17 protein-coding genes are annotated in these 22,192 nt (G+C 55.5%); 10 read left to right on the top strand and 7 right to left on the bottom strand.

Annotated elements, in window-relative coordinates:
- Nucleotides 1–3: 3 nt before the first annotated feature.
- From pqiA to rlmKL, 3 genes are read right to left on the bottom strand one after another with little or no spacing between them, the layout of a single operon-like run.
- Nucleotides 4–1,257, bottom strand: coding sequence for a membrane integrity-associated transporter subunit PqiA (gene pqiA / locus DBR02_RS18440; RefSeq protein WP_063866300.1), 1,254 nt, complete (start codon nucleotides 1,255–1,257; stop codon nucleotides 4–6).
- A gap of 12 nt (nucleotides 1,258–1,269) precedes the next feature.
- Nucleotides 1,270–3,177: an ABC transporter ATP-binding protein gene (locus DBR02_RS18435; RefSeq protein ID WP_107535070.1), complete on the bottom strand. Its 1,908-nt coding sequence runs from the start codon at nucleotides 3,175–3,177 to the stop codon at nucleotides 1,270–1,272.
- Between the two features lie 12 nt (nucleotides 3,178–3,189).
- Complete coding sequence (gene rlmKL, locus DBR02_RS18430) at nucleotides 3,190–5,298, bottom strand: bifunctional 23S rRNA (guanine(2069)-N(7))-methyltransferase RlmK/23S rRNA (guanine(2445)-N(2))-methyltransferase RlmL (protein ID WP_063449458.1); 2,109 nt, start codon at nucleotides 5,296–5,298, stop codon at nucleotides 3,190–3,192.
- 97 nt (nucleotides 5,299–5,395) lie between these two features.
- Between rlmKL and DBR02_RS18425 the strand changes: the two genes are divergently transcribed.
- Entirely contained in the window at nucleotides 5,396–6,505 is a 1,110-nt protein-coding gene (locus DBR02_RS18425; protein WP_107535069.1) for a YcbX family protein, read from the top strand.
- Here the strand turns inward: DBR02_RS18425 and zapC are convergent.
- Complete coding sequence (zapC, locus tag DBR02_RS18420) at nucleotides 6,502–7,044, bottom strand: cell division protein ZapC (protein WP_063866297.1); 543 nt, start codon at nucleotides 7,042–7,044, stop codon at nucleotides 6,502–6,504. The two genes, DBR02_RS18425 and zapC, sit on opposite strands and share 4 nt — an antisense overlap.
- Before the next feature lie 166 nt (nucleotides 7,045–7,210).
- Complete coding sequence (pyrD, locus tag DBR02_RS18415) at nucleotides 7,211–8,221, bottom strand: quinone-dependent dihydroorotate dehydrogenase (RefSeq protein WP_063866295.1); 1,011 nt, start codon at nucleotides 8,219–8,221, stop codon at nucleotides 7,211–7,213.
- A gap of 249 nt (nucleotides 8,222–8,470) precedes the next feature.
- Between pyrD and ssuE the strand changes: the two genes are divergently transcribed.
- The 5 genes from ssuE to ssuB are packed head-to-tail and all read left to right on the top strand — an operon-like array spanning nucleotide 8,471 to nucleotide 12,711.
- Entirely contained in the window at nucleotides 8,471–9,046 is a 576-nt protein-coding gene (gene ssuE, locus DBR02_RS18410) for an NADPH-dependent FMN reductase (protein WP_063449145.1), read from the top strand.
- Nucleotides 9,039–10,001: a sulfonate ABC transporter substrate-binding protein gene (locus DBR02_RS18405; RefSeq protein ID WP_107535068.1), complete on the top strand. Its 963-nt coding sequence runs from the start codon at nucleotides 9,039–9,041 to the stop codon at nucleotides 9,999–10,001. Before ssuE ends, DBR02_RS18405 begins: the two co-directional genes overlap by 8 nt.
- Nucleotides 9,998–11,143 carry an FMNH2-dependent alkanesulfonate monooxygenase gene (gene ssuD, locus DBR02_RS18400; RefSeq protein ID WP_107535067.1) on the top strand — a complete coding sequence of 382 codons (1,146 nt, stop codon included), beginning with the start codon at nucleotides 9,998–10,000 and terminating at the stop codon, nucleotides 11,141–11,143. Before DBR02_RS18405 ends, ssuD begins: the two co-directional genes overlap by 4 nt.
- Before the next feature lie 9 nt (nucleotides 11,144–11,152).
- The gene (ssuC, locus tag DBR02_RS18395; RefSeq protein ID WP_107535066.1) at nucleotides 11,153–11,944 is read left to right on the top strand and encodes an aliphatic sulfonate ABC transporter permease SsuC; all 792 of its coding nucleotides are present in this window, start codon (nucleotides 11,153–11,155) and stop codon (nucleotides 11,942–11,944) included.
- A complete protein-coding gene (gene ssuB, locus DBR02_RS18390; protein ID WP_063866291.1) occupies nucleotides 11,941–12,711 on the top strand; it encodes an aliphatic sulfonates ABC transporter ATP-binding protein in 771 nt (256 codons plus the stop codon). Before ssuC ends, ssuB begins: the two co-directional genes overlap by 4 nt.
- A 91-nt stretch (nucleotides 12,712–12,802) precedes the next feature.
- Here ssuB and pepN read toward each other — a convergent pair whose 3' ends face one another.
- A complete protein-coding gene (pepN, locus tag DBR02_RS18385; RefSeq protein ID WP_107535065.1) occupies nucleotides 12,803–15,415 on the bottom strand; it encodes an aminopeptidase N in 2,613 nt (870 codons plus the stop codon).
- Between the two features lie 254 nt (nucleotides 15,416–15,669).
- On the opposite strand from pepN, the gene pncB reads away from it, so the two are divergent.
- The 4 genes from pncB to DBR02_RS18360 all read left to right on the top strand — a co-directional run bounded on the left by pncB (nucleotide 15,670) and on the right by DBR02_RS18360 (nucleotide 21,481).
- Nucleotides 15,670–16,872, top strand: coding sequence for a nicotinate phosphoribosyltransferase (gene pncB / locus DBR02_RS18380; RefSeq protein WP_107535064.1), 1,203 nt, complete (start codon nucleotides 15,670–15,672; stop codon nucleotides 16,870–16,872).
- Between the two features lie 167 nt (nucleotides 16,873–17,039).
- Nucleotides 17,040–18,440: an asparagine--tRNA ligase gene (asnS, locus tag DBR02_RS18375; protein WP_003858191.1), complete on the top strand. Its 1,401-nt coding sequence runs from the start codon at nucleotides 17,040–17,042 to the stop codon at nucleotides 18,438–18,440.
- Nucleotides 18,441–19,047: 607 nt separating this feature from the next.
- A complete protein-coding gene (ompF, locus tag DBR02_RS18365) occupies nucleotides 19,048–20,106 on the top strand; it encodes a porin OmpF (RefSeq protein ID WP_107535062.1) in 1,059 nt (352 codons plus the stop codon).
- A 184-nt stretch (nucleotides 20,107–20,290) separates the two neighbouring features.
- The gene (locus DBR02_RS18360; protein WP_102749628.1) at nucleotides 20,291–21,481 is read left to right on the top strand and encodes an amino acid aminotransferase; all 1,191 of its coding nucleotides are present in this window, start codon (nucleotides 20,291–20,293) and stop codon (nucleotides 21,479–21,481) included.
- Between the two features lie 54 nt (nucleotides 21,482–21,535).
- Here DBR02_RS18360 and DBR02_RS18355 read toward each other — a convergent pair whose 3' ends face one another.
- Entirely contained in the window at nucleotides 21,536–22,183 is a 648-nt protein-coding gene (locus DBR02_RS18355) for an MBL fold metallo-hydrolase (RefSeq protein ID WP_107535061.1), read from the bottom strand.
- Nucleotides 22,184–22,192 lie beyond the last annotated feature (9 nt).

Genomic DNA, 22,192 nt, shown 5'->3' with positions numbered 1-22,192 from the left:
CTCTTACTCTTCCTCATGGCTTGAATCGGGCTCACGATCCCACGATAAACGAGGGTCGAAGGTCATGGCCGCAAACATGGTCATAATGACGACCAACGCAAACATCAGCGCTCCCATAGCGGGATAAATACTCATCAGCCCTCCCATACGCACCAGCGCAGAGAGAACCGCAATCACGAACACGTCAATCATCGACCAGCGGCCAACAAATTCCACGACCTCATAAATCAGATGCATACGCTCACTGTCACGCTTACCGTGCCCTTTCGCATCCCAGCAAAGCCAGGCAATGGCAATCATCTTCAAGGTCGGAACCATAATACTGGCGAGAAATATGACCCCTGCAACAGGGTATGATCCCTCGCTCCACAGCAAAATGACCCCGGCAAGGATGGTCGAGGGCATTCTGTCGCCAAGCAGATCGGTGATCATGATTGGCAATATATTGGCGGGCAGATAGAGCATGATGGAGGTCACCAGCAGCGCCATGGTCCATTGCAGGCTATTTTTACGCCGCACGTGACCTTTTGTTTCACAGCGCGGACACACCTCGACCTCCGCTGGCAGCACGGCGGTGCAGCAGGAGCAGGAGCGAAGCCCCTGACGGATACCCGGTACGCCCACCTTTACCGTCCGCGAGAGCGTCGGGGCCGGGGCAATATCGTCCCAGGCCCAGCGTCGGTCCACGCACTGGAACGCGCGCAGTTGCAGCACGCAATACAGACACCAGGGAATAAAGCTGCTGCCAATCCCCACGTCGCCGTAGGCCATCAGCTTCACGAAGCTGACGAGGATACCTGCCAGAAAAATTTCCGCCATCCCCCAGCTTTTCAGCTGGAACAGGATGCGCGCGAGTTTGATTTTAAGGGCGGTAGGCATCCTGACGCGGTTGACCAGCAAAAGAATGACGACCAGGCAAAAAGCCGGGACTATCTGAACGAACAGAAGAAAGAAGGTGCCGAGGCTGGCGTAATCTTCCGAGAACATCACGCCTGGAATTTCCAGTAAATCCACCTGGCTTGTCATCCCGCCCACTTTCATAGAGATGAAAGGGAAGAGATTGGAGAGCAGTAACATGAACAGGGCTGCCAGCGCGTAAGCCGTAGGACGCTGCCTTGGCGCGTCCCATTCGGTCGTCAGCGTAGCTCCGCAGCGCGGGCAGGCAGCCTTATGTCCGTGACCAAGCTCTGGCAACGCCACGAGCATATCGCATTGCGAGCATAATATATGCCGATCGGCACGGTGCTGGTCACACATAGATTATCCCTGTTATGCGCCGTTTTTCAGAGACTCAAGGTACTCCCAGCGCTCAAAAGCTTCTTCCAGCGCCTGCTCGGCCTGGGAGAGTTCAGCCAATACTTTCTGAGTATAGTCGTGAGGCTGCGTAAAGAATGACGCATCCGCGACCTGAATTTGCAGTGCTTCCAGCGCCGCTTCCAGTTCTTCCAGACGCTGCGGCAGCCCTTCCAGCTCGCGCTGCAAGTTATAGCTCATTTTAGCTGGAGATTTTTTGGCGGTTTCTGCTTTTGCAACAGCAGGTTCAGCGACATTTTTAGTCTTCGCCTGTTTTTGCACCAGCGACTGCGCTTGCTGACCACGCGCGTCATGATAGCCACCCACATATTGTCCGATGCGTCCTTCACCTTCGAAGATCCAGCACTCGGTGACAGTGTTATCGACAAACTGGCGATCGTGGCTGACCAGCATCACGGTTCCCTGATAACCATCAATCAACTCTTCCAGCAGTTCCAGCGTTTCGACATCCAGATCGTTCGTCGGTTCATCGAGAATCAGTAAGTTACTGGGTTTCAGGAACAGGCGCGCCAGCAAAAGACGGTTACGCTCACCGCCGGACAGCGCGCGCACAGGCGTCAGGGCGCGTTTCGGATGGAACAGGAAGTCCTGAAGGTAGCCCAGCACGTGACGCGGCTTGCCGTTAACCATCACCTCCTGTTTACCCTCTGCGAGGTTATCCATCACCGTACGGTCCGGATCCAGCTCTGCGCGGTGCTGGTCGAAGTACGCCACTTCCAGTTTGGTACCGCAGTGAATGCGACCGCTGTCGGCCTGCAACTGGCCCAGCATCAGTTTCAACAGCGTGGTTTTGCCGCAGCCGTTTGGACCGATAAGCGCAATTTTGTCGCCGCGCTGAACCTGAGCGGAGAAATCGTTCACCAGCACTTTGCCGTCAACCGAATAATTGACGTTCTCCATTTCGAAGACAATCTTGCCCGAGCGGGACGCCTCTTCCACCTGCATTTTGGCGCTGCCCATGACTTCGCGGCGCTCGCTACGTTCGCGACGCATCGCCTTCAGGGCACGAACGCGGCCTTCATTACGCGTACGACGCGCCTTGATGCCCTGGCGGATCCACACCTCTTCCTGCGCCAGCTTGCGGTCGAATTCGGCGTTTTGCAGCTCTTCGACGCGCAGGTTCTCTTCTTTTTCCAGCAGATAGGTATCGTAATCGCCCGGATAGGTCACCAGCTTGCCGCGGTCGAGGTCGACAATGCGCGTGGCCATATTGCGGATGAACGAACGGTCGTGGGAGATGAAGATAATGGTGCCGTTAAAGGTTTTCAGGAACCCTTCCAGCCAGTCAATCGCTTCGATATCCAGGTGGTTCGTCGGTTCGTCCAGCAGCAGCACCTTAGGCCCGCTCACCAGGGCACGTCCCAGCGCGGCTTTACGCAGCCAGCCGCCGGAGAGCGCCGACAGCTCCATATCCGCTTCCAGGCCAAGCTGAGCCAGCACTTCGTTAATGCGGTTTTCCAGCTGCCACAGGCCGTGGTGATCGAGCATCTCCTGCACTTTTGCCAGCTCGTTGAGATTCTTGTCGCTTGGATCGGTCATCACCAGATGCGAAATCTCGTGGTAGCGCTTGAGGTATTCCGCCTGCTCTGAAATCCCTTCGGCCACGAAATCGTACACGCTGCCGGTAACGTTACGCGGCGGATCCTGTTGCAGGCGAGAGACGATCAGATCCTGCTCGTAAACAATACGGCCATCATCCAGCCCCTGCTCACGGTTGAGGATTTTCATCAGCGTCGATTTACCCGCGCCGTTACGGCCCACCAGACAGACGCGCTCGTTATCTTCGATATGCAGTTCTGCATTATCGAGAAGCGGTGCGTCGCTGAACGAGAGCCACGCGCCATGCATACTAATTAAAGACATTTATTTTTCCTTTCAGACCGCGGAGATCAGCCAGCAGTTATGAATTTGACGGTTACGGGCAAAGTCCTGAGACAGCGTTTTTTGGCTGATTTCTTGTGCTTTCAGTCCCAGCTCGGCCAGGCCGTCGTGATCCATGCGGAATCCGCGCTTGTTGTTCGAGAACATAATGGTGCCGCCTTTACGCAGCAGACGCTTCAGGTCGGTCATCAGGCGCAGGTGATCGCGTTGAACATCAAAGCTATCCTCCATACGCTTGGAATTAGAGAAGGTCGGCGGATCGATGAAGATAAGATCGAACTGCTCGTCGGTGTCACGCAGCCAGCCCAGCACGTCGGCCTGTAGCAGGCGATGCTGTCGACCGGTTAAGCCGTTGAGACGCAGGTTGCGCTCTGCCCACTCCAGATAGGTACGGGACATATCCACCGTGGTGGTGCTACGCGCCCCGCCAAGCCCCGCATGAACGCTGGCGCTGCCGGTGTAGGAGAACAGGTTCAGGAAGTCTTTGCCCTTGCTCATCTGGCCCAGCATACGGCGGGCGATACGGTGGTCGAGGAACAGGCCGGTATCGAGGTAGTCGGTCAGGTTTACCCACAGGCGAGCGTTATATTCGCCCACTTCGATGAAGTCGCCCTTCTCGCCCATCTTTTGATACTGGTTTTTGCCTTTCTGACGCTCGCGGGTTTTCAGCACCAGCTTGTTTGGCGAAATGCCGAGTACGGCGATGGTGGCCGCAATCACGTCCAGCATACGCTGGCGCGCTTTTTGCGCATCGATGGTTTTCGGCGGAGCGTATTCCTGAACCACCACCCAGTCCGCATAGCGGTCAACCGCCACGTTGTATTCCGGCAAATCAGCGTCGTACAGGCGATAACATTCAATGCCTTCCTGCTTCGCCCACTTCTCAAATTTCTTCAGATTCTTGCGCAGGCGGTTGGCGTAGTCTTCCGCCACGCCGGACGGTTTGCTGTCCGCCGCAATCTCTGCCAAATGGTAGTTTTTCTGCACGCAGTCCAGCGGGCCGTTTTTCGCCTTGAACTGGCGATCTGCACGCAGTTGCAGGCAGCTCAGCAGTTCCGGCGAGGCGCTAAACAGAGAAAGATTCCAGCCGCCGAAATGCGCCTTCATGTTGCGCCCCAGCAGGCTGTGCAGGGCAATCAGCGCCGGCTCGCTGCCCAGACGCTCACCGTACGGCGGGTTGCTGATAACGGTACCGTACGGGCCTTTTGGCAGCGGATTGGTCAGGTTCGCCACATCCTTTACGTCAAAGGTCACCAGCTCACCGATTCCGGCACGACGGGCGTTGCTGCGCGCGCGCTCAATTACCCGCGCGTCGCTGTCCGAACCGTAAAAGCGAGACGTGTACTCCGCCAGCCCCTTACGCGCGCGGGTCTGCGCGTCGTCTTTAACCTCTTTCCAGATGGCTTCATCGTGCTGCGCCCAGCCTTTGAAGCCCCACTGTCCACGATGCAGCCCTGGCGCACGATCGGTGGCCAGCATCGCGGCCTCAATCAGCAGCGTACCGGAACCGCACATCGGATCGAGCAGCGGCGTACCTGGTTGCCAGCCAGAGCGCATCACGATCGCGGCGGCCAGAGTCTCTTTGATTGGCGCCATGCCGGTGCGATCGCGGTAGCCTCGCAGGTGCAGGCCCGCCCCGCTCAGATCCAGGGAGATGCTCGCTGTGTCGCCGTTAAGCCAGACGTTGATGCGCAGATCCGGGTTTTCACGGTCAACGTTCGGACGTTCTTTATTACGGCGCGTGAAGCAGTCCACAATGGCGTCTTTGACGCGCAGGGCACCGTACTGGCTGTTGCGGATCTCGTCGTTGACGCCGTTGAAATGCACCGCAAAGGTGGCATCCGGCGTGAAGATCTCTGTCCAGTCGATCATCTGTACGCCGGTGTAGAGATCAAGATCGCTGTAGACCTTGCACTCTTTCATCGGCAGCATGATGCGCGACGCCAGACGGCTCCACATCAGGCTCTGGTAAATAAGCCGCGTGTCGCCCTCAAAATGGACACCACCCTGAACCACCTGGCACTCTTTCGCGCCCAGGCCTTCCAGTTCAGTTTTTAACAGCTCTTCCAGCCCACGGGCCGTACTGGCAAACAGAGAATTCATATCGTCACTTTTACTCATAGAAAATTGTCGCGCATTATAGCTAATATGGCGTGTATGTCATAAAGTTGAAGGCTTATTTCTTTAGCGGGAGTGTGCAGTGGCGACGTTATCCAGGCTTTTTATTCATCCGGTGAAATCCATGCGCGGCATCGGCGTGACCCACGCGCTGGCCGATATGAGCGGCTTCGCCTTCGATCGCATTTTTATGGTCACCGAGCCTGACGGTACGTTCATCACCGCGCGCCAGTTCCCGCAGATGGTTCGCTTTACCCCTTCCCCGCTTCATGACGGTTTGCATTTGACCGCGCCGGACGGCTCAAGCGTGGTTGTCCGCTTTGCTGATTTTGCGCCCGTCGATGCGCCAACGGAAGTGTGGGGGAATCATTTTACCGCGCGCATCGCGCCGGACGCTATAAACCAGTGGCTGAGCGGCTTTTTCTCCCGCGACGTTCAGCTGCGCTGGGTTGGACCCGCGCTGACCCGTCGCGTAAAACGCCACGACGCGGTTCCCCTCTCCTTCGCGGATGGATTTCCCTTCCTGCTGACCAGCGAGGCCTCGCTGCGTGATCTACAGCGCCACTGCAAAGCCAGCGTGCAGATGGAGCAGTTCCGCCCAAATCTGGTGGTGACCGGCGCGGACGCCTGGGATGAAGATACCTGGAAAGTCATCCGCATCGGCAGCGTTATTTTTGATGTCGTGAAGCCGTGCAGCCGCTGTATTTTCACCACCGTCAGCCCGGAGAAAGGCCAAAAACACCCTTCCGGCGAACCGCTGAAAACGTTGCAGTCATTTCGTACCGCGCAGGATAACGGTGATGTCGACTTCGGCCAGAACCTGATCCCCCGCTCCAGCGGCGTGATCCGCGTGGGCGACGAGGTCGAAATTCTGACTCGCGGACCTGCACGAGTGTACGGCGCAGGCCAGCAAGATGAAATGGCCGCCCCTGAGACAAACGTCGCCGCTGCGGTGGATATTCACTGGGAAGGCAAGGTCATTCGTGGCAATAATCAGCAGGTGCTACTGGAGCAGCTGGAGCAGGCAGGGATTCGCGTACCGTATTCCTGTCGCGCGGGGATCTGCGGATGCTGTCGCATTAAACTGGTCGATGGTGAAGTGAGTGCCCTGAAGAAATCTGCGATTGGCAATGACGGCACGATCCTGTGCTGTAGCTGTGTGCCAAAAACGAGCGTACAGCTCGAAGCTTAAACCGCCTGCTCGAGGCTGAAGGCATCCACGCGCAGCTGTGGCTTCAGCCTGTCATTCATTACTTTGATGGCGTCGCCTAACTGCATCACTCGCCCGGCAATGGTCACGCCGGGTTGGGCCAGCAGGCAGAGCGCGGCGTTTTCACCGGGTTCAACCACCAGCAAATTCACCTCTTCTTCGGTATCGCTCAGATTGACGCTTGCCGCATCGCCGGTAGCCGGGGTCCAGCTCATACCGTGCGCGAGGAAATGCCAGCTTTTCGGCATTTGTGGTTTCAGGAAACGGATCGCCACCAGCGCATTTAAAACCAGTTCAGCGCGCTGTTCTTTGGAGAGATCGAAGTCGCGGCATTTTTCTTCGAAAGAGAAATAGAGCGCAGCGTCGTCAACGCAAAAGCCTGAAGGAGCAAACGCGTCAGGGGTTAACATTCGGCGCGCAAAACGAGAACGAAACAACATGCCATTGGCTAAGTCGAGCATCATGCGGTCATGCTCTTCACAAAAATACCAGCGCCAGTTATCGTCAGGTTTAATTCGCATGTTTTTCTCCCGTCCCCAAAACGTCCTGTACTAAAAATGTCCTGTTTGCCGCTTCGCTTATAACACTAGTAATAAAAGACTATAATGTCTAAATAAGCAACAATGACGGAATATAAAACAACCAGGGCTGGAAATAAAGCCCTGGTTGTCTGATTAAGAGAAAAGATTAGATATGCGTGACGATTTCTTTAATCAACGGCGGCCCTTTGAAAATAAAGCCGGAATAAATTTGCACCAGTGATGCACCAGCCGCCATCTTCTCACGTGCAGCAATGACGGAATCAATGCCGCCCACGCCAATAATCGGCAGCTGGCCTTTTAATTCCGCAGACAGTGCGCGAATAATTTCAGTGCTCTTTAATTGAACCGGACGTCCGCTTAATCCACCCGCTTCGTCACAGTTTTTCATTCCCTGAACGAGGGAACGGTCGAGGGTTGTATTGGTCGCAATCACACCGTCAATATTATGGCGAACTAAACTGTCGGCAACCTGGATCAATTCTTCAACCGAAAGATCCGGGGCGATCTTAACCGCGACCGGGACATATTTATGGTGGATCGCCTGTAGCGCCGTTTGTTTATTTTTAATGGCGCTAAGAAGATCGTCGAGCGCTTCGCCATATTGTAATGAACGCAGCCCTGGGGTGTTAGGCGATGATATATTCACCGCGATATAACCCGCATAGGCATAGACTTTTTCCATACAAATCAGATAGTCATCTTTACCCTGCTCGACTGGGGTGTCTTTATTTTTGCCGATATTAATACCCAGCACGCCATCAAAATGGGCTTTTTTTACGTTCTCAACCAGACGATCGACGCCAAGGTTATTAAAGCCCATGCGGTTGATCAGCCCCTCGGCTTCAACCAGGCGGAACAGACGGGGCTTGTCATTTCCCGGCTGCGGGCGCGGCGTCACCGTCCCGATTTCGATCGAGCCAAAGCCCATCGCACCGAGTGCATCAATGCATTCGCCATTTTTATCCAGACCGGCCGCCAGGCCCAGTGGATTTTTGAACGTCAGGCCCATGCACTGAACGGGTTTTTCCGGCACGTTTTGACGCACCAGCGCGGCCAGAGGCGTTCCTGTAATACGGCGTAACTGCTGAAATGTAAATTCATGAGCGCGCTCAGGATCGAGCTGGAAAAGGGCTTTACGAACGAAGGGGTAGTACATGAACTCTCCTGGATTCCCGGTGTGCAAACCGGGAGGGGATTATGTGCGATCCCGCCCGGAAAGGGAATTGACCTGTGGCAAAAAAAGCCGTTTAAAACGCAATCGTTTACTTATCGGCACGCTTCTTATGCATTTTTCAGCATTCATCCTGAGGATAAATCATTTAGTGGAATAACCACGCAATGTCACACTCCTGAAAATTGTTATGAATGTTAGATAAAAGCAAACAATTAGTTATAAGGAGCAACCATGCGCGTCATTACTCTGGCCGGAAGCCCACGCTTCCCCTCACGCTCCAGCGCTCTGCTGGAATACGCTCGCGAAAAGCTTAATGCTCTGGATGTGGAAGTGTGTCACTGGAATTTACACAATTTCGCGCCTGAAGATCTGCTCTACGCCCGTTTTGACAGCCCGGCGCTGAAAACCCTGATCGAACAGTTTAAGAGTGCTGACGGGCTGATCGTCGCGACACCGATTTATAAAGCCTCTTTTTCCGGCGCGCTGAAAACGCTGCTCGATCTGCTGCCCGAACGCGCCCTGGACGGCAAGGTCGTCCTGCCGCTGGCCACGGGCGGCACGGTCGCCCATTTGCTGGCGGTAGATTATGCCCTCAAGCCGGTTCTGAACGCGCTGAAAGCCCAGGAGATCCTGCATGGCGTGTTCGCTGACGACTCACAGGTGATTGATTACCAGCATAAACCGCATTTTACGCCGAACCTGCAAACCCGCCTCGACGGCGCGCTTGAAACCTTCTGGCATGCCCTGAACCGCCGGGATCGTCACGCAGCGGCAAGTCATCAATCACAAGGAGTGGCCCATGTTTAAAACCGTTACCCGTATCGGGCTGGCAGGACTGCTGGCAGTGGCATCACTGGCTCAGGCGGCTGAGGCCGCGCCGGAGAGCCTGCGTATCGGTTATCAGAAAGGTAGCATCAGCATGGTGCTGGCGAAAAGCCATGCGCTGCTGGAGACGCGCTTTCCGGAGACCACATTTTCCTGGGTCGAGTTTCCCGCCGGACCACAGATGCTGGAGGCGCTGAACGTCGGGAGTATTGATTTAGGCAGCACCGGCGATATCCCGCCTATCTTTGCTCAGGCTGCCGGGGCGGATCTGGTTTACGTTGGCGTTGAGCCCGCCAAGCCGAAGGCAGAGGTGATCCTGGTACCGGAAAACAGCGATATTAAAAGCGTCGCCGATCTTAAAGGCCATAAGGTTGCATTCCAGAAAGGTTCCAGCTCGCACAACCTGCTGCTGCGCGCGTTGCAGGAAGCCGGCCTTAAATTCACCGATATCCAGCCCGTATACCTGACGCCTGCCGATGCGCGCGCGGCGTTTCAGCAAAAGAACGTCGATGCCTGGGCAATCTGGGATCCGTACTACTCCGCCGCGCTGTTGCAGGGCGGGGTAAGGGTGCTTAAAGACGGCACTACCCTGAAGCAGACCGGTTCGTTCTACCTGGCGGCACGTCCGTACGCAGAGAAAAATGGCGCCTTTATTCAGCAGGTGCTGGATACCTTTACCCAGGCCGATGCGCTGACCCAGAGCCAGCGTCAGCAGAGCATCACGTTGCTGGCAAAAACCATGGGCTTACCTGAACCGGTGATCGCCACGTATCTTGATCATCGTCCACCCACCACCATTGCGCCGGTTAACGCCCACGTTGCCGCGCTTCAGCAGCAAACGGCCGATCTCTTTTATCAAAACCGCCTGGTTCCAAAGCAGGTGAATATTCGCGAACGCATCTGGCAACCCGCTGGCATTGAAGGAAAAAAATCATGAGTCTGAATCTTTTCTGGTTTTTACCCACCCACGGTGATGGACACTATCTTGGTACAGAAGAAGGCGCCCGCCCGGTCGATCACGGCTATTTACAGCAGATCGCCCAGGCGGCAGATCGCATCGGTTTTACCGGGGTGCTGATCCCGACGGGCCGTTCATGTGAGGATGCGTGGCTCGTTGCCGCATCCATGATCCCCGTCACCCAGCGCCTGAAGTTCCTGGTAGCCTTGCGCCCGAGCGTAGTGTCTCCCACCGTCGCGGCGCGCCAGGCGGCAACGCTGGACAGGCTATCTAACGGACGCGCGCTGTTCAACCTGGTGACGGGCAGCGATCCGCAGGAGCTGGCGGGCGACGGCGTCTTCCTCGATCACACCGAGCGTTATGAAGCTTCCGCAGAGTTCACCCGCGTCTGGCGGCGTCTGCTGGAAGGGGAAACCGTTACCTTCGAAGGAAAACATATCCACGTTCGCGATGCGAAGCTCTACTTCCCGCCGGTACAGCAGCCGCGCCCTCCCCTCTATTTCGGCGGATCGTCTGACGTGGCGCAGGCGCTGGCGGCCGAGCAGGTCGATCTCTATCTGACCTGGGGCGAGCCGCCGGAGCTGGTCAAAGAGAAAATTGCCCAGGTACGCGCTAAAGCCGCAGAACATGGTCGTAAGGTACGCTTCGGTATTCGCCTGCATGTGATTGTACGCGAAACCAACGACGAGGCCTGGCAAGCCGCAGACCGTCTGATCGCTCATCTGGACGACGACACCATCGCCAAAGCACAGGCCGCCTTTGTCAAAACCGACTCCGTAGGCCAGCACCGAATGGCCTCCCTGCACAACGGCAAGCGCGAGAATCTGGAGATCAGCCCAAACCTGTGGGCCGGTGTGGGACTGGTGCGCGGCGGCGCCGGTACGGCGCTGGTGGGCGACGGTCCAACCGTGGCGGCACGCATTAATGAATATGCAGAGCTGGGAATCGACAGCTTTATCCTCTCCGGCTATCCGCATCTGGAAGAGGCGTACAAGGTGGGTGAACTGCTGTTCCCGCATCTGGATGTCGCTATCCCGGAAATTCCGCAGCCGCGTCAGCTTCAGTTGCAGGGCGAAGCCGTGGCGAACGCGTTTATCCCGAGAAAAGTCGCGCAAAGCTAAGGAGCCGCCATGTCTGCAATCGCACAAAAATGGCTGCTGCGCGCCGCGCCGTGGTTTCTGCCCGTCGGCATTGTCCTCGTCTGGCAGCTGGCGTCGTCAACCGGCTGGCTGTCGAGCCGCATTTTGCCCTCGCCGGAAGGCGTTGTGGAAGCGTTCTGGTCGCTCAGCGCCAGCGGTGAGCTGTGGCAGCATCTGGCTATCAGCTCCTGGCGCGCCGTAATCGGCTTTTCGATTGGCGGCAGCATCGGCCTGACCCTGGGGCTCATCAGCGGCCTGTCCCGCTGGGGCGAGCGGCTGCTGGATACCTCCGTTCAGATGCTGCGTAACGTGCCGCATCTGGCGCTGATCCCGCTGGTTATCCTGTGGTTTGGCATTGATGAGAGCGCCAAAATCTTCCTCGTGGCGCTGGGGACGTTGTTCCCGATTTATATCAATACCTGGCATGGGATCCGCAATATCGATCGCGGGCTGGTTGAGATGGCCCGCAGCTATGGCCTGTCGGGTTTTGCTCTGTTTACCCATGTGATCCTGCCGGGCGCCCTGCCCTCCATCATGGTCGGCGTACGTTTTGCGCTCGGCCTGATGTGGCTCACCCTGATCGTGGCGGAAACCATTTCGGCAAACTCCGGCATTGGTTATCTGGCGATGAACGCCCGCGAGTTCCTGCAAACGGACGTGGTGGTGGTTGCCATTATCCTTTATGCCCTGCTCGGCAAGCTGGCGGACGTCAGCGCCCAGTGGCTGGAACGTAGCTGGCTGCGCTGGAACCCGGCCTATACCGCTCAGGAGGCGAAAGCATGAATACTGCACGACTGAACCAGGGGACACCGTTACTGCTGAACGGCGTGACCAAACGCTACGGCGAAAACACCATTCTGAATGCACTGGATCTGCATATCCCTGCCGGACAGTTTGTGGCCGTTGTCGGACGCAGCGGTGGCGGCAAAAGTACCCTGCTGCGTCTTTTAGCCGGGCTGGAAGCCCCCAACGGCGGCGACATTCTGGCGGGCACCACGCCGCTGGCCACTATTCAGGATGATACGCGCATGATGTTTCAGGACGCGCGTCTGCTACCGTGGAAAACGGTGATGGATAACGTCGGGCTGGGCCTGAAGGGCAGCTGGCAGGAGGAAGCCCGACAGGCACTCGCCGCGGTCGGGCTGGAGAATCGTGCGGGAGAGTGGCCCGCCGCGCTGTCGGGAGGACAGAAACAGCGCGTGGCGCTGGCGCGCGCGCTGATTCATCGTCCGGGCCTGTTGCTGCTTGATGAACCGCTCGGCGCCCTCGACGCCCTGACGCGGATCGAGATGCAGGATTTGATTGAATCGCTCTGGAAGGCGCACGGCTTTACGGTGCTGCTGGTGACGCATGACGTCAGCGAAGCCGTGGCGATGGCCGACCGGGTGCTGTTAATAGAAGAGGGAAAAATCGGTCTGGATCTGATGGTGGATATTCCACGCCCTCGCCGGGTGGGGTCAGCGAGACTGGCGGAGCTGGAGGCGGAAGTGCTGGATAGAGTGATGAAACGTGGAGTGAGTGAACGGGCATTGATTAAGGCTAATGCCTGATGCCCTCTCCCACAGGGAGAGGGAGAAAACCGATGCCCCGCTACTCCACGTAGGCCCGGTAAGCGTAGCGCCACCGGGCTTTTTTTTTACATCAGGCCAGCGCCTTCGCAATCTTCTCGTACAGATCGCCAGACAGGTTTTCCAGCCCTTTCAACTGCTCAAGCGCGGCGCGCATTTTCGCCTGGCGCTGTGCGTCGTAGCGTTTCAGGCGGATCAGCGGCTCAATCAGACGAGACGCCACCTGCGGGTTACGGCTGTTCAGCTCGGTCAGCATTTCAACCATGAACTGATATCCGCTGCCGTCTTCGGCGTGGAACGCGGCCGGGTTGCTGCTGGCAAACGCGCCAATCAGCGAGCGGACACGGTTCGGGTTGCTCATGGTGAACGAACGGTGCTTCAGCAGGCTGCGTACGTTGCTGAGCACATCGGCTGCCGGGCTGGTGGCCTGAAGGATGAACCACTTGTCCATTACCAGACCATCCTGATGCCACCTGTCGTCGTACTCCTGCATCAGCGCATCGCGGCACGGCAGCTCGGCGGCAACGCTTGCAGCCAGTGCGGCCAGCGCATCCGTCATGTTATCGGCCTCGTGGTACTGCTTGCTCACCAGCGTGTTCGCCAGCTCTGCCTCACCAAACGCCAGATAGCGCAGGCAGGTATTGCGCAGGGTACGCTTGCCAATATCCGCATGCTCCACGCGGTACGCGTCCAGCTTGTTGGCGTTGTAAATCGCCAGGAACTCGTCCGCCAGCTCGGTCGCCAGCGTGCGGGTCAGCGCTTCGCGCACCGCCACGATCGCAATCGGATCGATGATGTCAAACAGCTCGGCGATTTCAGTCGCGGACGGCAGCGTCAAAATCTCAGCCGCCAGCGCCGGGTCAATTTTCTCATCCAGCAGGATGGCACGGAAGGCGTCTGCCACATGAACCGGCAGCGTCAACGGCTGGCCCTGCTGGTAACGGTTCACGTTCAGCTTGATGTAGGTTGCCAGCAGGCTTTGTGCTGCATCCCAGCGCGAGAAATCGTTGCGCGCGTGACGCATCAGGAACGTCAGCTGCTGATCGCTCCACTTGTACTCGAGTTTAACCGGCGCGGAAAACTCGCACAGCAGTGCAGGAACGGGCTGGAAATAGACGTTATCAAAGATAAAGGTCTGCTCTGCCTGGGTCACGTTCAGTACGTTGTGTACCGGATGACCGCCCTTCTGTAACGGGATCACGTTGCCTTCGTTGTCGTACAGCTCCACGCTGAACGGAATATGCAGCGGGTATTTCTCTTCCTGCTCGGCCGTAGGCGGCGTGCGCTGGCTGATGGTCAGCGTGTACTGCTCGGTTTCCGGGTTGTAGTCGTCTTTGACGGTCACAATCGGCGTGCCGGCCTGGCTGTACCAGCGGCGGAAGTGCGAGAGATCCACGTTAGATGCGTCTTCCATCGCCTGGACGAAATCGTCGCAGGTGGCCGCGCTGCCGTCGTGGCGTTCAAAGTAGAGCTGCATCCCTTTCTGGAAGTTCTCTTCACCCAGCAGGGTGTGGATCATGCGGATAATTTCAGCGCCTTTTTCATACACCGTCAGGGTGTAGAAGTTATTCATCTCGATGACTTTATCCGGGCGGATCGGGTGCGCCATTGGGCTGGCGTCTTCTGCGAACTGGAGGCCACGCATGGTACGCACGTTATTGATGCGGTTCACCGCCCGCGATCCCAGATCGGAGCTGAACTCCTGATCGCGGAAAACGGTTAAGCCCTCTTTCAGACTCAGCTGGAACCAGTCGCGGCAGGTGACGCGGTTCCCGGTCCAGTTGTGGAAATACTCGTGGCCGATAACGCGTTCAATATCGAGGTAATCTTTATCCGTTGCGGTATCGGTGCGCGCCAGCACGTATTTGGAGTTAAAGATGTTAAGACCTTTATTCTCCATCGCGCCCATGTTGAAGAAATCGACGGCCACGATCATATAAATGTCGAGGTCATATTCGAGGCCAAAGCGCGTTTCATCCCACTTCATGGAATTAATGAGGGAGGTCATTGCCCATGGCGCGCGGTCGAGGTTGCCACGATCGACGAACAGCTCCAGCGCGACTTCACGGCCAGAACGCGTTTTGAAGGTGTCGCGCAGAACATCGAAATCTCCCGCCACCAGCGCAAACAGATAGCATGGTTTCGGGAACGGATCCTGCCACTGCACCCAGTGACGGCCGTTCTCAAGTTCCCCTTCCCCAATACGGTTGCCGTTGGAGAGCAGGTACGGGTACAGCGTTTTGTCGGCAATAATTTTAGTGGTAAAGCGCGCCAGCACGTCCGGACGATCCAGATACCAGGTAATGTGGCGGAAACCCTCGGCTTCACACTGGGTACACAGGGCCACGCCTGACTGGTAAAGCCCTTCCAGCGCAGTATTGGCGGCGGGGCTGATTTCATTCACGATGCGCAGCGTAAAGCGTTCCGGCAGGTTGTCGATGACCAGCTGGTTGCCTTCTTCTTTATAGTCTGACCAGGCTTCATCATTAATATGCAGGGAAACCAGCGTCAGGTCTTCACCATCCAGACGCAGCGGCACGGCTGTCGCGCTCTGGCGCGTCACCTGGCTTACCGCCGTCACGACGGTTTTTGTGGCATCCAGGTCGAAGGTCAGATCGATATCGCTTATCAGGTATTCCGGCGCACGGTAGTCGTGGCGGTATTTAGCTTGTGGCTGTTGTGTCATAGAAAACCTTATGCATCGTTTGTCGAGTAACGATTCAATATATTCCTGTTGTGTAAAACGCGCTATGCAGAATGTTCATCTTTTCAGGCACAACGCCCTTTTTAGCTACATTTTTGTAACACAGGGCACGAAATGCTCTCGACCATAAAGTGTGCTTATGTTGTGATCGGGGTTCAATAAATCACTAAACAGGGTATACTCCGGAGTTGTTTATTGTACTAAACGCTCCCGTGAGAGGATGCTACAGCGCACCTATGACTCAATTCGCTTCTCCGGTTCTGCATACGTTGCTGGATACCGATGCGTACAAGCTGCATATGCAGCAAGCCGTGTTTCACCACTATCATGATGTTCATGTTGCGGCGGAATTTCGCTGCCGGGGTGACGACTTGCTGGGTATCTACGCAGATTCCATTCGTGAACAGGTCGATGCCATGCAGCATCTGGCGCTCACCGATGACGAATATCAATGGCTTTCTGGCCTGCCTTTCTTTAAAGCGGACTATCTGAACTGGCTGCGCGACTTCCGCTATAAGCCGGAACAGGTCACCGTCACCAATGATAACGGCAAGCTGGACATTCGCCTGACCGGTCCGTGGCGCGAAGTGATCATGTGGGAAGTGCCGCTTCTGGCAGTGATCAGCGAGCTGGCCCACCGCTATCGCTCCCCTGAAACCGGTGTGACGCAGGCCGTTGCCGCTCTGGAAAATAAACTCATTGAGTTTAACCAGCTGACCGAAGGGCTGGATATGTCCCGCTTCCGTCTGATGGACTTTGGCACGCGCCGCCGCTTCTCTCGCGAGGTCCAGGAAGCCATCGTCAGACGCCTGCAAAAGGAGCAGTGGTTCGTTGGCACCAGTAACTACGATCTGGCGCGCCGTCTTGATTTAACGCCGATGGGCACCCAGGCGCACGAATGGTTCCAGGCGCACCAGCAGATCAGCCCAGACCTCGCCAACAGCCAGCGCGCCGCCCTCGCCGCGTGGCTTGATGAATACCCGGATCGGCTGGGTATTGCCCTTACCGACTGCATTACCATGGACGCGTTCCTGCGCGACTTTGGCCCTGAGTTTGCCGAACGCTACCAGGGGTTACGCCATGATTCCGGGGATCCGGTTGAATGGGGTGAGAAAGCCATTGCCCATTACGAAAAGCTGGGTATCGACCCAATGAGTAAGGTGCTGGTCTTCTCCGACAACCTTGACCTGGCGAAAGCGATCGACCTTTACCGTCACTTCTCTTCCCGGGTGAACCTGAGTTTTGGGATTGGTACGCGGTTAACCTGCGATATTCCTCAGGTGAAACCGCTGAACATCGTTATAAAACTGGTGGAATGTAACGGTAAGCCGGTCGCGAAGCTCTCCGACAGCCCGGGCAAAACCATCTGCCATGACAAAGCGTTTGTTCGCGCATTACGCAAAGCCTTCGATCTTCCTCAGGTCAAAAAAGCCAGTTAACCGCTTCGGGGAGCCTTCATGGCTCCCCTTCTCTTATTTATTTCTTATTTCTTCTCTCAAGACGGTGAAATTTACTTGTCTGATAGCGGATGGCAGGTAACATAGATATCCCCCCAATAAGGGCGGACAAGTGTTTATTTTTTCCGACTATTAACAGAGAGAATATTATGAGCGTTGTGCCTGTAGCCGACGTACTCCAGGGCCGTGTCGCCGTTGACCAGGAGGTCACCGTGCGCGGATGGGTGCGTACTCGCCGAGATTCTAAAGCTGGCATCTCCTTCCTCGCCGTCTATGACGGTTCCTGCTTTGATCCTGTACAGGCCGTCATTAATAATTCTCTGCCCAATTACAATGATGACGTTCTGCACCTGACAACAGGCTGTTCCGTGATCGTCACCGGTGTTGTGGTGGCCTCTCCGGGCCAGGGTCAGAGCTACGAAATTCAGGCGACCTCGGTGGAAGTGACCGGCTGGGTTGAAGATCCGGACACCTATCCGATGGCTGCAAAGCGTCACAGCATTGAATATCTGCGTGAAGTCGCGCACCTGCGTCCGCGCACCAACCTGATTGGTGCGGTTGCGCGCGTGCGTCATACGCTGGCGCAGGCGCTGCATCGCTTCTTTGACGAGCAGGGTTACTTCTGGGTTTCTACCCCGCTGATCACGGCCTCTGATACCGAAGGTGCAGGCGAAATGTTCCGCGTTTCAACGCTGGATATGGAAAACCTGCCGCGTACGCCGGAAGGTAAAGTCGATTACGACAAAGACTTCTTTGGTAAAGAAGCCTTCCTGACGGTTTCCGGCCAGCTGAACGGCGAAACCTACGCCTGTGCGCTGTCTAAGATCTACACCTTCGGCCCAACCTTCCGTGCGGAAAACTCCAACACCAGTCGTCACCTGGCGGAATTCTGGATGCTGGAGCCGGAAGTGGCCTTTGCCGATCTGAATGACGTGGCAGGCCTGGCAGAAGCGATGCTGAAATACGTGTTCAAAGCGGTTCTCGAAGAGCGCGCAGACGACATGAAATTCTTCGCTGAGCGTGTCGATAACGACGCCATCGCCCGTCTTGAGCGCTTTGTTTCCGCAGACTTCGCGCAGGTGGACTACACCGATGCGGTCGCTATCCTGGAAAAATGCGGTGAGAAATTCGAGAACCCGGTTTACTGGGGCGTGGATCTCTCCTCCGAGCACGAACGTTATCTGGCAGAGAAGCACTTCAAAGCACCGGTTGTGGTGAAAAACTATCCGAAAGACATTAAGGCGTTCTATATGCGCCTTAACGAAGACGGTAAAACCGTTGCTGCGATGGACGTACTGGCACCGGGCATCGGCGAAATCATCGGTGGTTCCCAGCGTGAAGAGCGTCTGGACGTGCTGGACGCGCGTATGCAGGAGATGGGTCTGAACCCGGCGGACTACAGTTGGTATCGCGACCTGCGCCGCTACGGCACCGTGCCGCACTCCGGCTTTGGCCTGGGCTTCGAGCGTCTGATTGCCTACGTGACAGGCGTTCAGAACGTACGTGATGTGATTCCATTCCCACGCACGCCGCGTAACGCAAGCTTCTAACCGTCCACATCAATAATGGCCAGCACTTGCTGGCCATTATTTTATCCTGCAACGTCAGTTTTCGTCAGTCAAAAGTAAGCATCTTTAAACCACAACCCCGCAATAACCTCTACCTGTTACGTTTTGTTTCCACGAAACATCTGGCCACAAAAAAAATAACCTCATTCTTATTGCGCTTAAAGCAATTCTTACGTAATAGCACAAAAAACAATCAATTTCTTAGCCATCTGGATGGCTTTTGCCGATCATAAGAAAAAATGACCCGTTTAACTTCTGTTTATAGGAAAGGCCTTTAGCTAAATTAAATATAAGGAAATCATATATATAAGAATAAAGCGGATGTTTTATTCACCAGACTACGCTGAAATTTGAGGTGCTTCACAAAGTTCCCAAAAATACATATTTAGTTACACATATTTTCTTTTTGTAACTGAATCTTGAAGATTGTAGCACTTTCAGTGTAGCGAAACGCTTCTATGAATGGAAAGATGCCTGTCAGACACATAAAGACACCTAACTCTCATCAATAGTTCCGGAAATATTTATTGACAGAATTTATTGACGGCAGTGGCGAGTGTCATAAAAAAACCAATGAGGGTAATAAATAATGATGAAGCGCAATATCCTGGCAGTGGTAGTCCCTGCCCTGCTGGTAGCCGGTGCAGCAAACGCTGCTGAAATCTATAACAAAGACGGCAACAAATTAGATCTTTACGGGAAAGCAGTTGGCCTGCATTACTTCTCTGATAATGACGGCAGCAATGGCGACAACACTTACGCGCGTCTGGGTTTCAAAGGCGAAACGCAGATCAACGATCAGCTGACCGGTTATGGTCAGTGGGAATACAACTTCCAGGGTAACAACTCTGAAGGCGCAGATGCACAGAACGGCAACAAAACCCGTCTGGCATTCGCGGGTCTGAAATTCGGCGATGCAGGCTCCTTCGACTACGGTCGTAACTACGGCCTGGTCTATGACGCAATCGGCATCACCGATATGCTGCCTGAGTTCGGTGGTGACACCGGCGCAACCGATAACTTCTTCTCTGGCCGTACCGGTGGTCTGGCGACTTACCGTAACAGCAACTTCTTCGGCCTGGTTGATGGTCTGAACTTTGGCGTTCAGTACCTGGGCAAGAACGAGCGTGATATCGCAGTACGTTCTAACGGCGACGGCTGGGCGACCTCTCTGAGCTATGACTACGAAGGCTTCGGCATCGTGGGTGCTTACGGCGCAGCTGACCGTACCAACAACCAGCAGACCCTGGACTGGGGTAAAGGCGACAAAGCTGAGCAGTGGGCTACCGGTCTGAAATACGACGCGAACAACATCTACCTGGCAGCGGTATACGGCGAAATGCGTAACGCAGCGCGCCTGAGCAACAGAGGTTTCGCTAACAAATCTCAGGACTTCTCCGTTGTGGCTCAGTACCAGTTCGACTTCGGCCTGCGTCCGTCCATCGCTTACTACAAATCTAAAGCGAAAGACGTAGAAGGTATCGGTGACGAAGACTACATCAACTACGTCGATATCGGTGCGACCTACTACTTCAACAAAAACATGTCCACCTATGTTGACTACCAGATCAACCAGCTGAAAGACGACAACAAGCTGGGCATCAACAATGATGACATCGTGGCTCTGGGTCTGGTTTACCAGTTCTAATCAACACACCTCATTGTTATATGCTTAATGAACAGGGCTTCGGCCCTGTTTTTTTATTCCTGAGAGAAAAAAATAGCGACTTTTGAAAAGCCGCACGCTTTTCGTCGCAAACGGTTGGCATTTTGTAAATCTACCGTTAACCTGATAGCGGATTTCACTTCTGTAATCACAATGGAACTTCGTCATGTTTGAGAACATTACTGCCGCTCCTGCCGACCCAATTCTGGGCCTGGCCGATCTGTTTCGTGCCGACGACCGCCCTGGCAAAATCAACCTGGGTATTGGTGTATATAAAGATGAAACCGGCAAAACTCCGGTACTGACCAGCGTTAAAAAAGCTGAGCAGTATCTGCTGGAAAACGAAACCACCAAAAACTACCTCGGTATTGATGGTATTCCTGAATTTGGTCGCTGCACCCAGGAGCTGCTGTTCGGCAAAGGCAGCACCATTGTGAGCGAAAAACGCGCCCGCACGGCGCAGACCCCTGGCGGTACCGGCGCACTGCGCGTGGCGGCAGATTTTCTGGCGAAAAACACCTCCGTCAAGCGCGTGTGGGTAAGCAACCCAAGCTGGCCGAACCACAAGAGCGTGTTCAACTCCGCGGGTCTGGAAGTGCGTGAATATGCCTATTACGACGCGGCAAACCACGCGCTGGACTTCGACGGCCTGCTGGCCAGCCTGAGCGAAGCCCAGGCGGGCGATGTGGTGCTGTTCCACGGCTGCTGCCATAACCCAACCGGTATCGATCCTACGCTTGAGCAGTGGGAACAGCTGGCTAAGCTGTCTGTAGAAAAAGGCTGGCTGCCGCTGTTCGACTTCGCTTACCAGGGCTTTGCCCGTGGTCTGGAAGAAGATGCTGAAGGCCTGCGCGCTTTCGCCGCAGTGCATCAGGAACTGATTGTCGCAAGCTCCTACTCCAAGAACTTTGGCCTGTATAACGAGCGCGTCGGTGCCTGTACGCTGGTGGCTGCTGACGAAGCAACCGTCGATCGCGCATTCAGCCAGATGAAGTCCGTGATCCGCGCTAACTACTCCAACCCACCGGCACACGGTGCATCTGTCGTTGCGACGATCCTGAGCAACGATGCGCTGCGCGCAATCTGGGAACAAGAGCTGAACGATATGCGTCAGCGCATTCAGCGCATGCGTCTGCTGTTTGTGAACACGCTGGCAGAGAAAGGCGCTAACCGTGATTTCAGCTTCATCATCAAGCAGAACGGCATGTTCTCCTTCAGCGGCCTGACCAAAGAGCAGGTGCTGCGCCTGCGTGAAGAGTTTGGCGTGTATGCCGTTGCCTCTGGTCGCGTGAACGTTGCAGGTATGACGCCTGACAATATGGCACCACTGTGCGAAGCCATTGTCGCAGTGCTGTAATCAGCACCCACAAAAAAAGCCTGCATCATGCAGGCTTTTTTTATTTAACCGGGTTTACCAGACGGGCATTTCATCCTGAAGGAACGGGTTATGCAACCGCTCATCGCCCAGCGTCGACATCGGACCGTGGCCAGGAATAAACGTCACGTCATCACCTAACGGCAATAACTTCTGCTTAATCGACTGAATCAGCTGACCGTGATCGCCGCGTGGGAAATCGCTGCGTCCTACGCCCCCTTTGAAAATCACGTCACCCGAAATCAGCAGACGCGACGAGTCATCAAAGAAGACGATATGACCGGGCGTATGCCCCGGGCAATGCAACACCTGTAAAGTCACATTCCCTACGTTAACGCGATCGCCCTCGTTCAGCCAGCGGTCAGGTGTCAATGGCTGACAGTCTTCCAGGCCAAACATCCGGCTTTGAGCAGGTAATCCCTGTAGCCAGAACTCATCTTCTTTTTCCGGGCCGATAATCGGCACACCGTAGTGTTCAGCCAGTTCAGCCGCTGCACCCACATGGTCGAGATGACCATGGGTCAGTAAAATCTGCATCAACGTTACACCGCTGGCAGCGACTTCCTGCTTGATTGTCTCAGCGTCTCCGCCGGGATCGACAAGCGCGGCCAGTTTAGTTTGTTCACACCAGATCAATGAACAGTTCTGTGAGAACGCGGTAACCGGAATAATACGATAGTTCATACTGCTCCT

The sequence above is a fragment of the Enterobacter cloacae complex sp. genome, assembly GCF_900322725.1.
GTDB classification, from domain to species: Bacteria; Pseudomonadota; Gammaproteobacteria; order Enterobacterales; family Enterobacteriaceae; genus Enterobacter; species Enterobacter quasihormaechei.
Note: the sequence above shows the minus strand (reverse complement) of the source record. Positions and strands in the feature narration are given on the sequence as shown.

What these genes read in the sequence shown, in the direction of transcription:
- ompF (WP_107535062.1), top strand. Translation starts at nt 19,048, where the DNA reads ATGATGAAGCGCAATATCCTGGCAGTGGTAGTCCCTGCCCTGCTGGTA.
- DBR02_RS18360 (WP_102749628.1), top strand. Translation starts at nt 20,291, where the DNA reads ATGTTTGAGAACATTACTGCCGCTCCTGCCGACCCAATTCTGGGCCTG.
- ssuD (WP_107535067.1), top strand. Translation starts at nt 9,998, where the DNA reads ATGAGTCTGAATCTTTTCTGGTTTTTACCCACCCACGGTGATGGACAC.
- pyrD (WP_063866295.1), bottom strand. Translation starts at nt 8,221, where the DNA reads ATGTACTACCCCTTCGTTCGTAAAGCCCTTTTCCAGCTCGATCCTGAG.
- asnS (WP_003858191.1), top strand. Translation starts at nt 17,040, where the DNA reads ATGAGCGTTGTGCCTGTAGCCGACGTACTCCAGGGCCGTGTCGCCGTT.
- pepN (WP_107535065.1), bottom strand. Translation starts at nt 15,415, where the DNA reads ATGACACAACAGCCACAAGCTAAATACCGCCACGACTACCGTGCGCCG.
- rlmKL (WP_063449458.1), bottom strand. Translation starts at nt 5,298, where the DNA reads ATGAATTCTCTGTTTGCCAGTACGGCCCGTGGGCTGGAAGAGCTGTTA.
- zapC (WP_063866297.1), bottom strand. Translation starts at nt 7,044, where the DNA reads ATGCGAATTAAACCTGACGATAACTGGCGCTGGTATTTTTGTGAAGAG.
- DBR02_RS18435 (WP_107535070.1), bottom strand. Translation starts at nt 3,177, where the DNA reads ATGTCTTTAATTAGTATGCATGGCGCGTGGCTCTCGTTCAGCGACGCA.
- pncB (WP_107535064.1), top strand. Translation starts at nt 15,670, where the DNA reads ATGACTCAATTCGCTTCTCCGGTTCTGCATACGTTGCTGGATACCGAT.
- ssuE (WP_063449145.1), top strand. Translation starts at nt 8,471, where the DNA reads ATGCGCGTCATTACTCTGGCCGGAAGCCCACGCTTCCCCTCACGCTCC.
- pqiA (WP_063866300.1), bottom strand. Translation starts at nt 1,257, where the DNA reads ATGTGTGACCAGCACCGTGCCGATCGGCATATATTATGCTCGCAATGC.
- DBR02_RS18355 (WP_107535061.1), bottom strand. Translation starts at nt 22,183, where the DNA reads ATGAACTATCGTATTATTCCGGTTACCGCGTTCTCACAGAACTGTTCA.
- DBR02_RS18405 (WP_107535068.1), top strand. Translation starts at nt 9,039, where the DNA reads ATGTTTAAAACCGTTACCCGTATCGGGCTGGCAGGACTGCTGGCAGTG.
- ssuC (WP_107535066.1), top strand. Translation starts at nt 11,153, where the DNA reads ATGTCTGCAATCGCACAAAAATGGCTGCTGCGCGCCGCGCCGTGGTTT.
- ssuB (WP_063866291.1), top strand. Translation starts at nt 11,941, where the DNA reads ATGAATACTGCACGACTGAACCAGGGGACACCGTTACTGCTGAACGGC.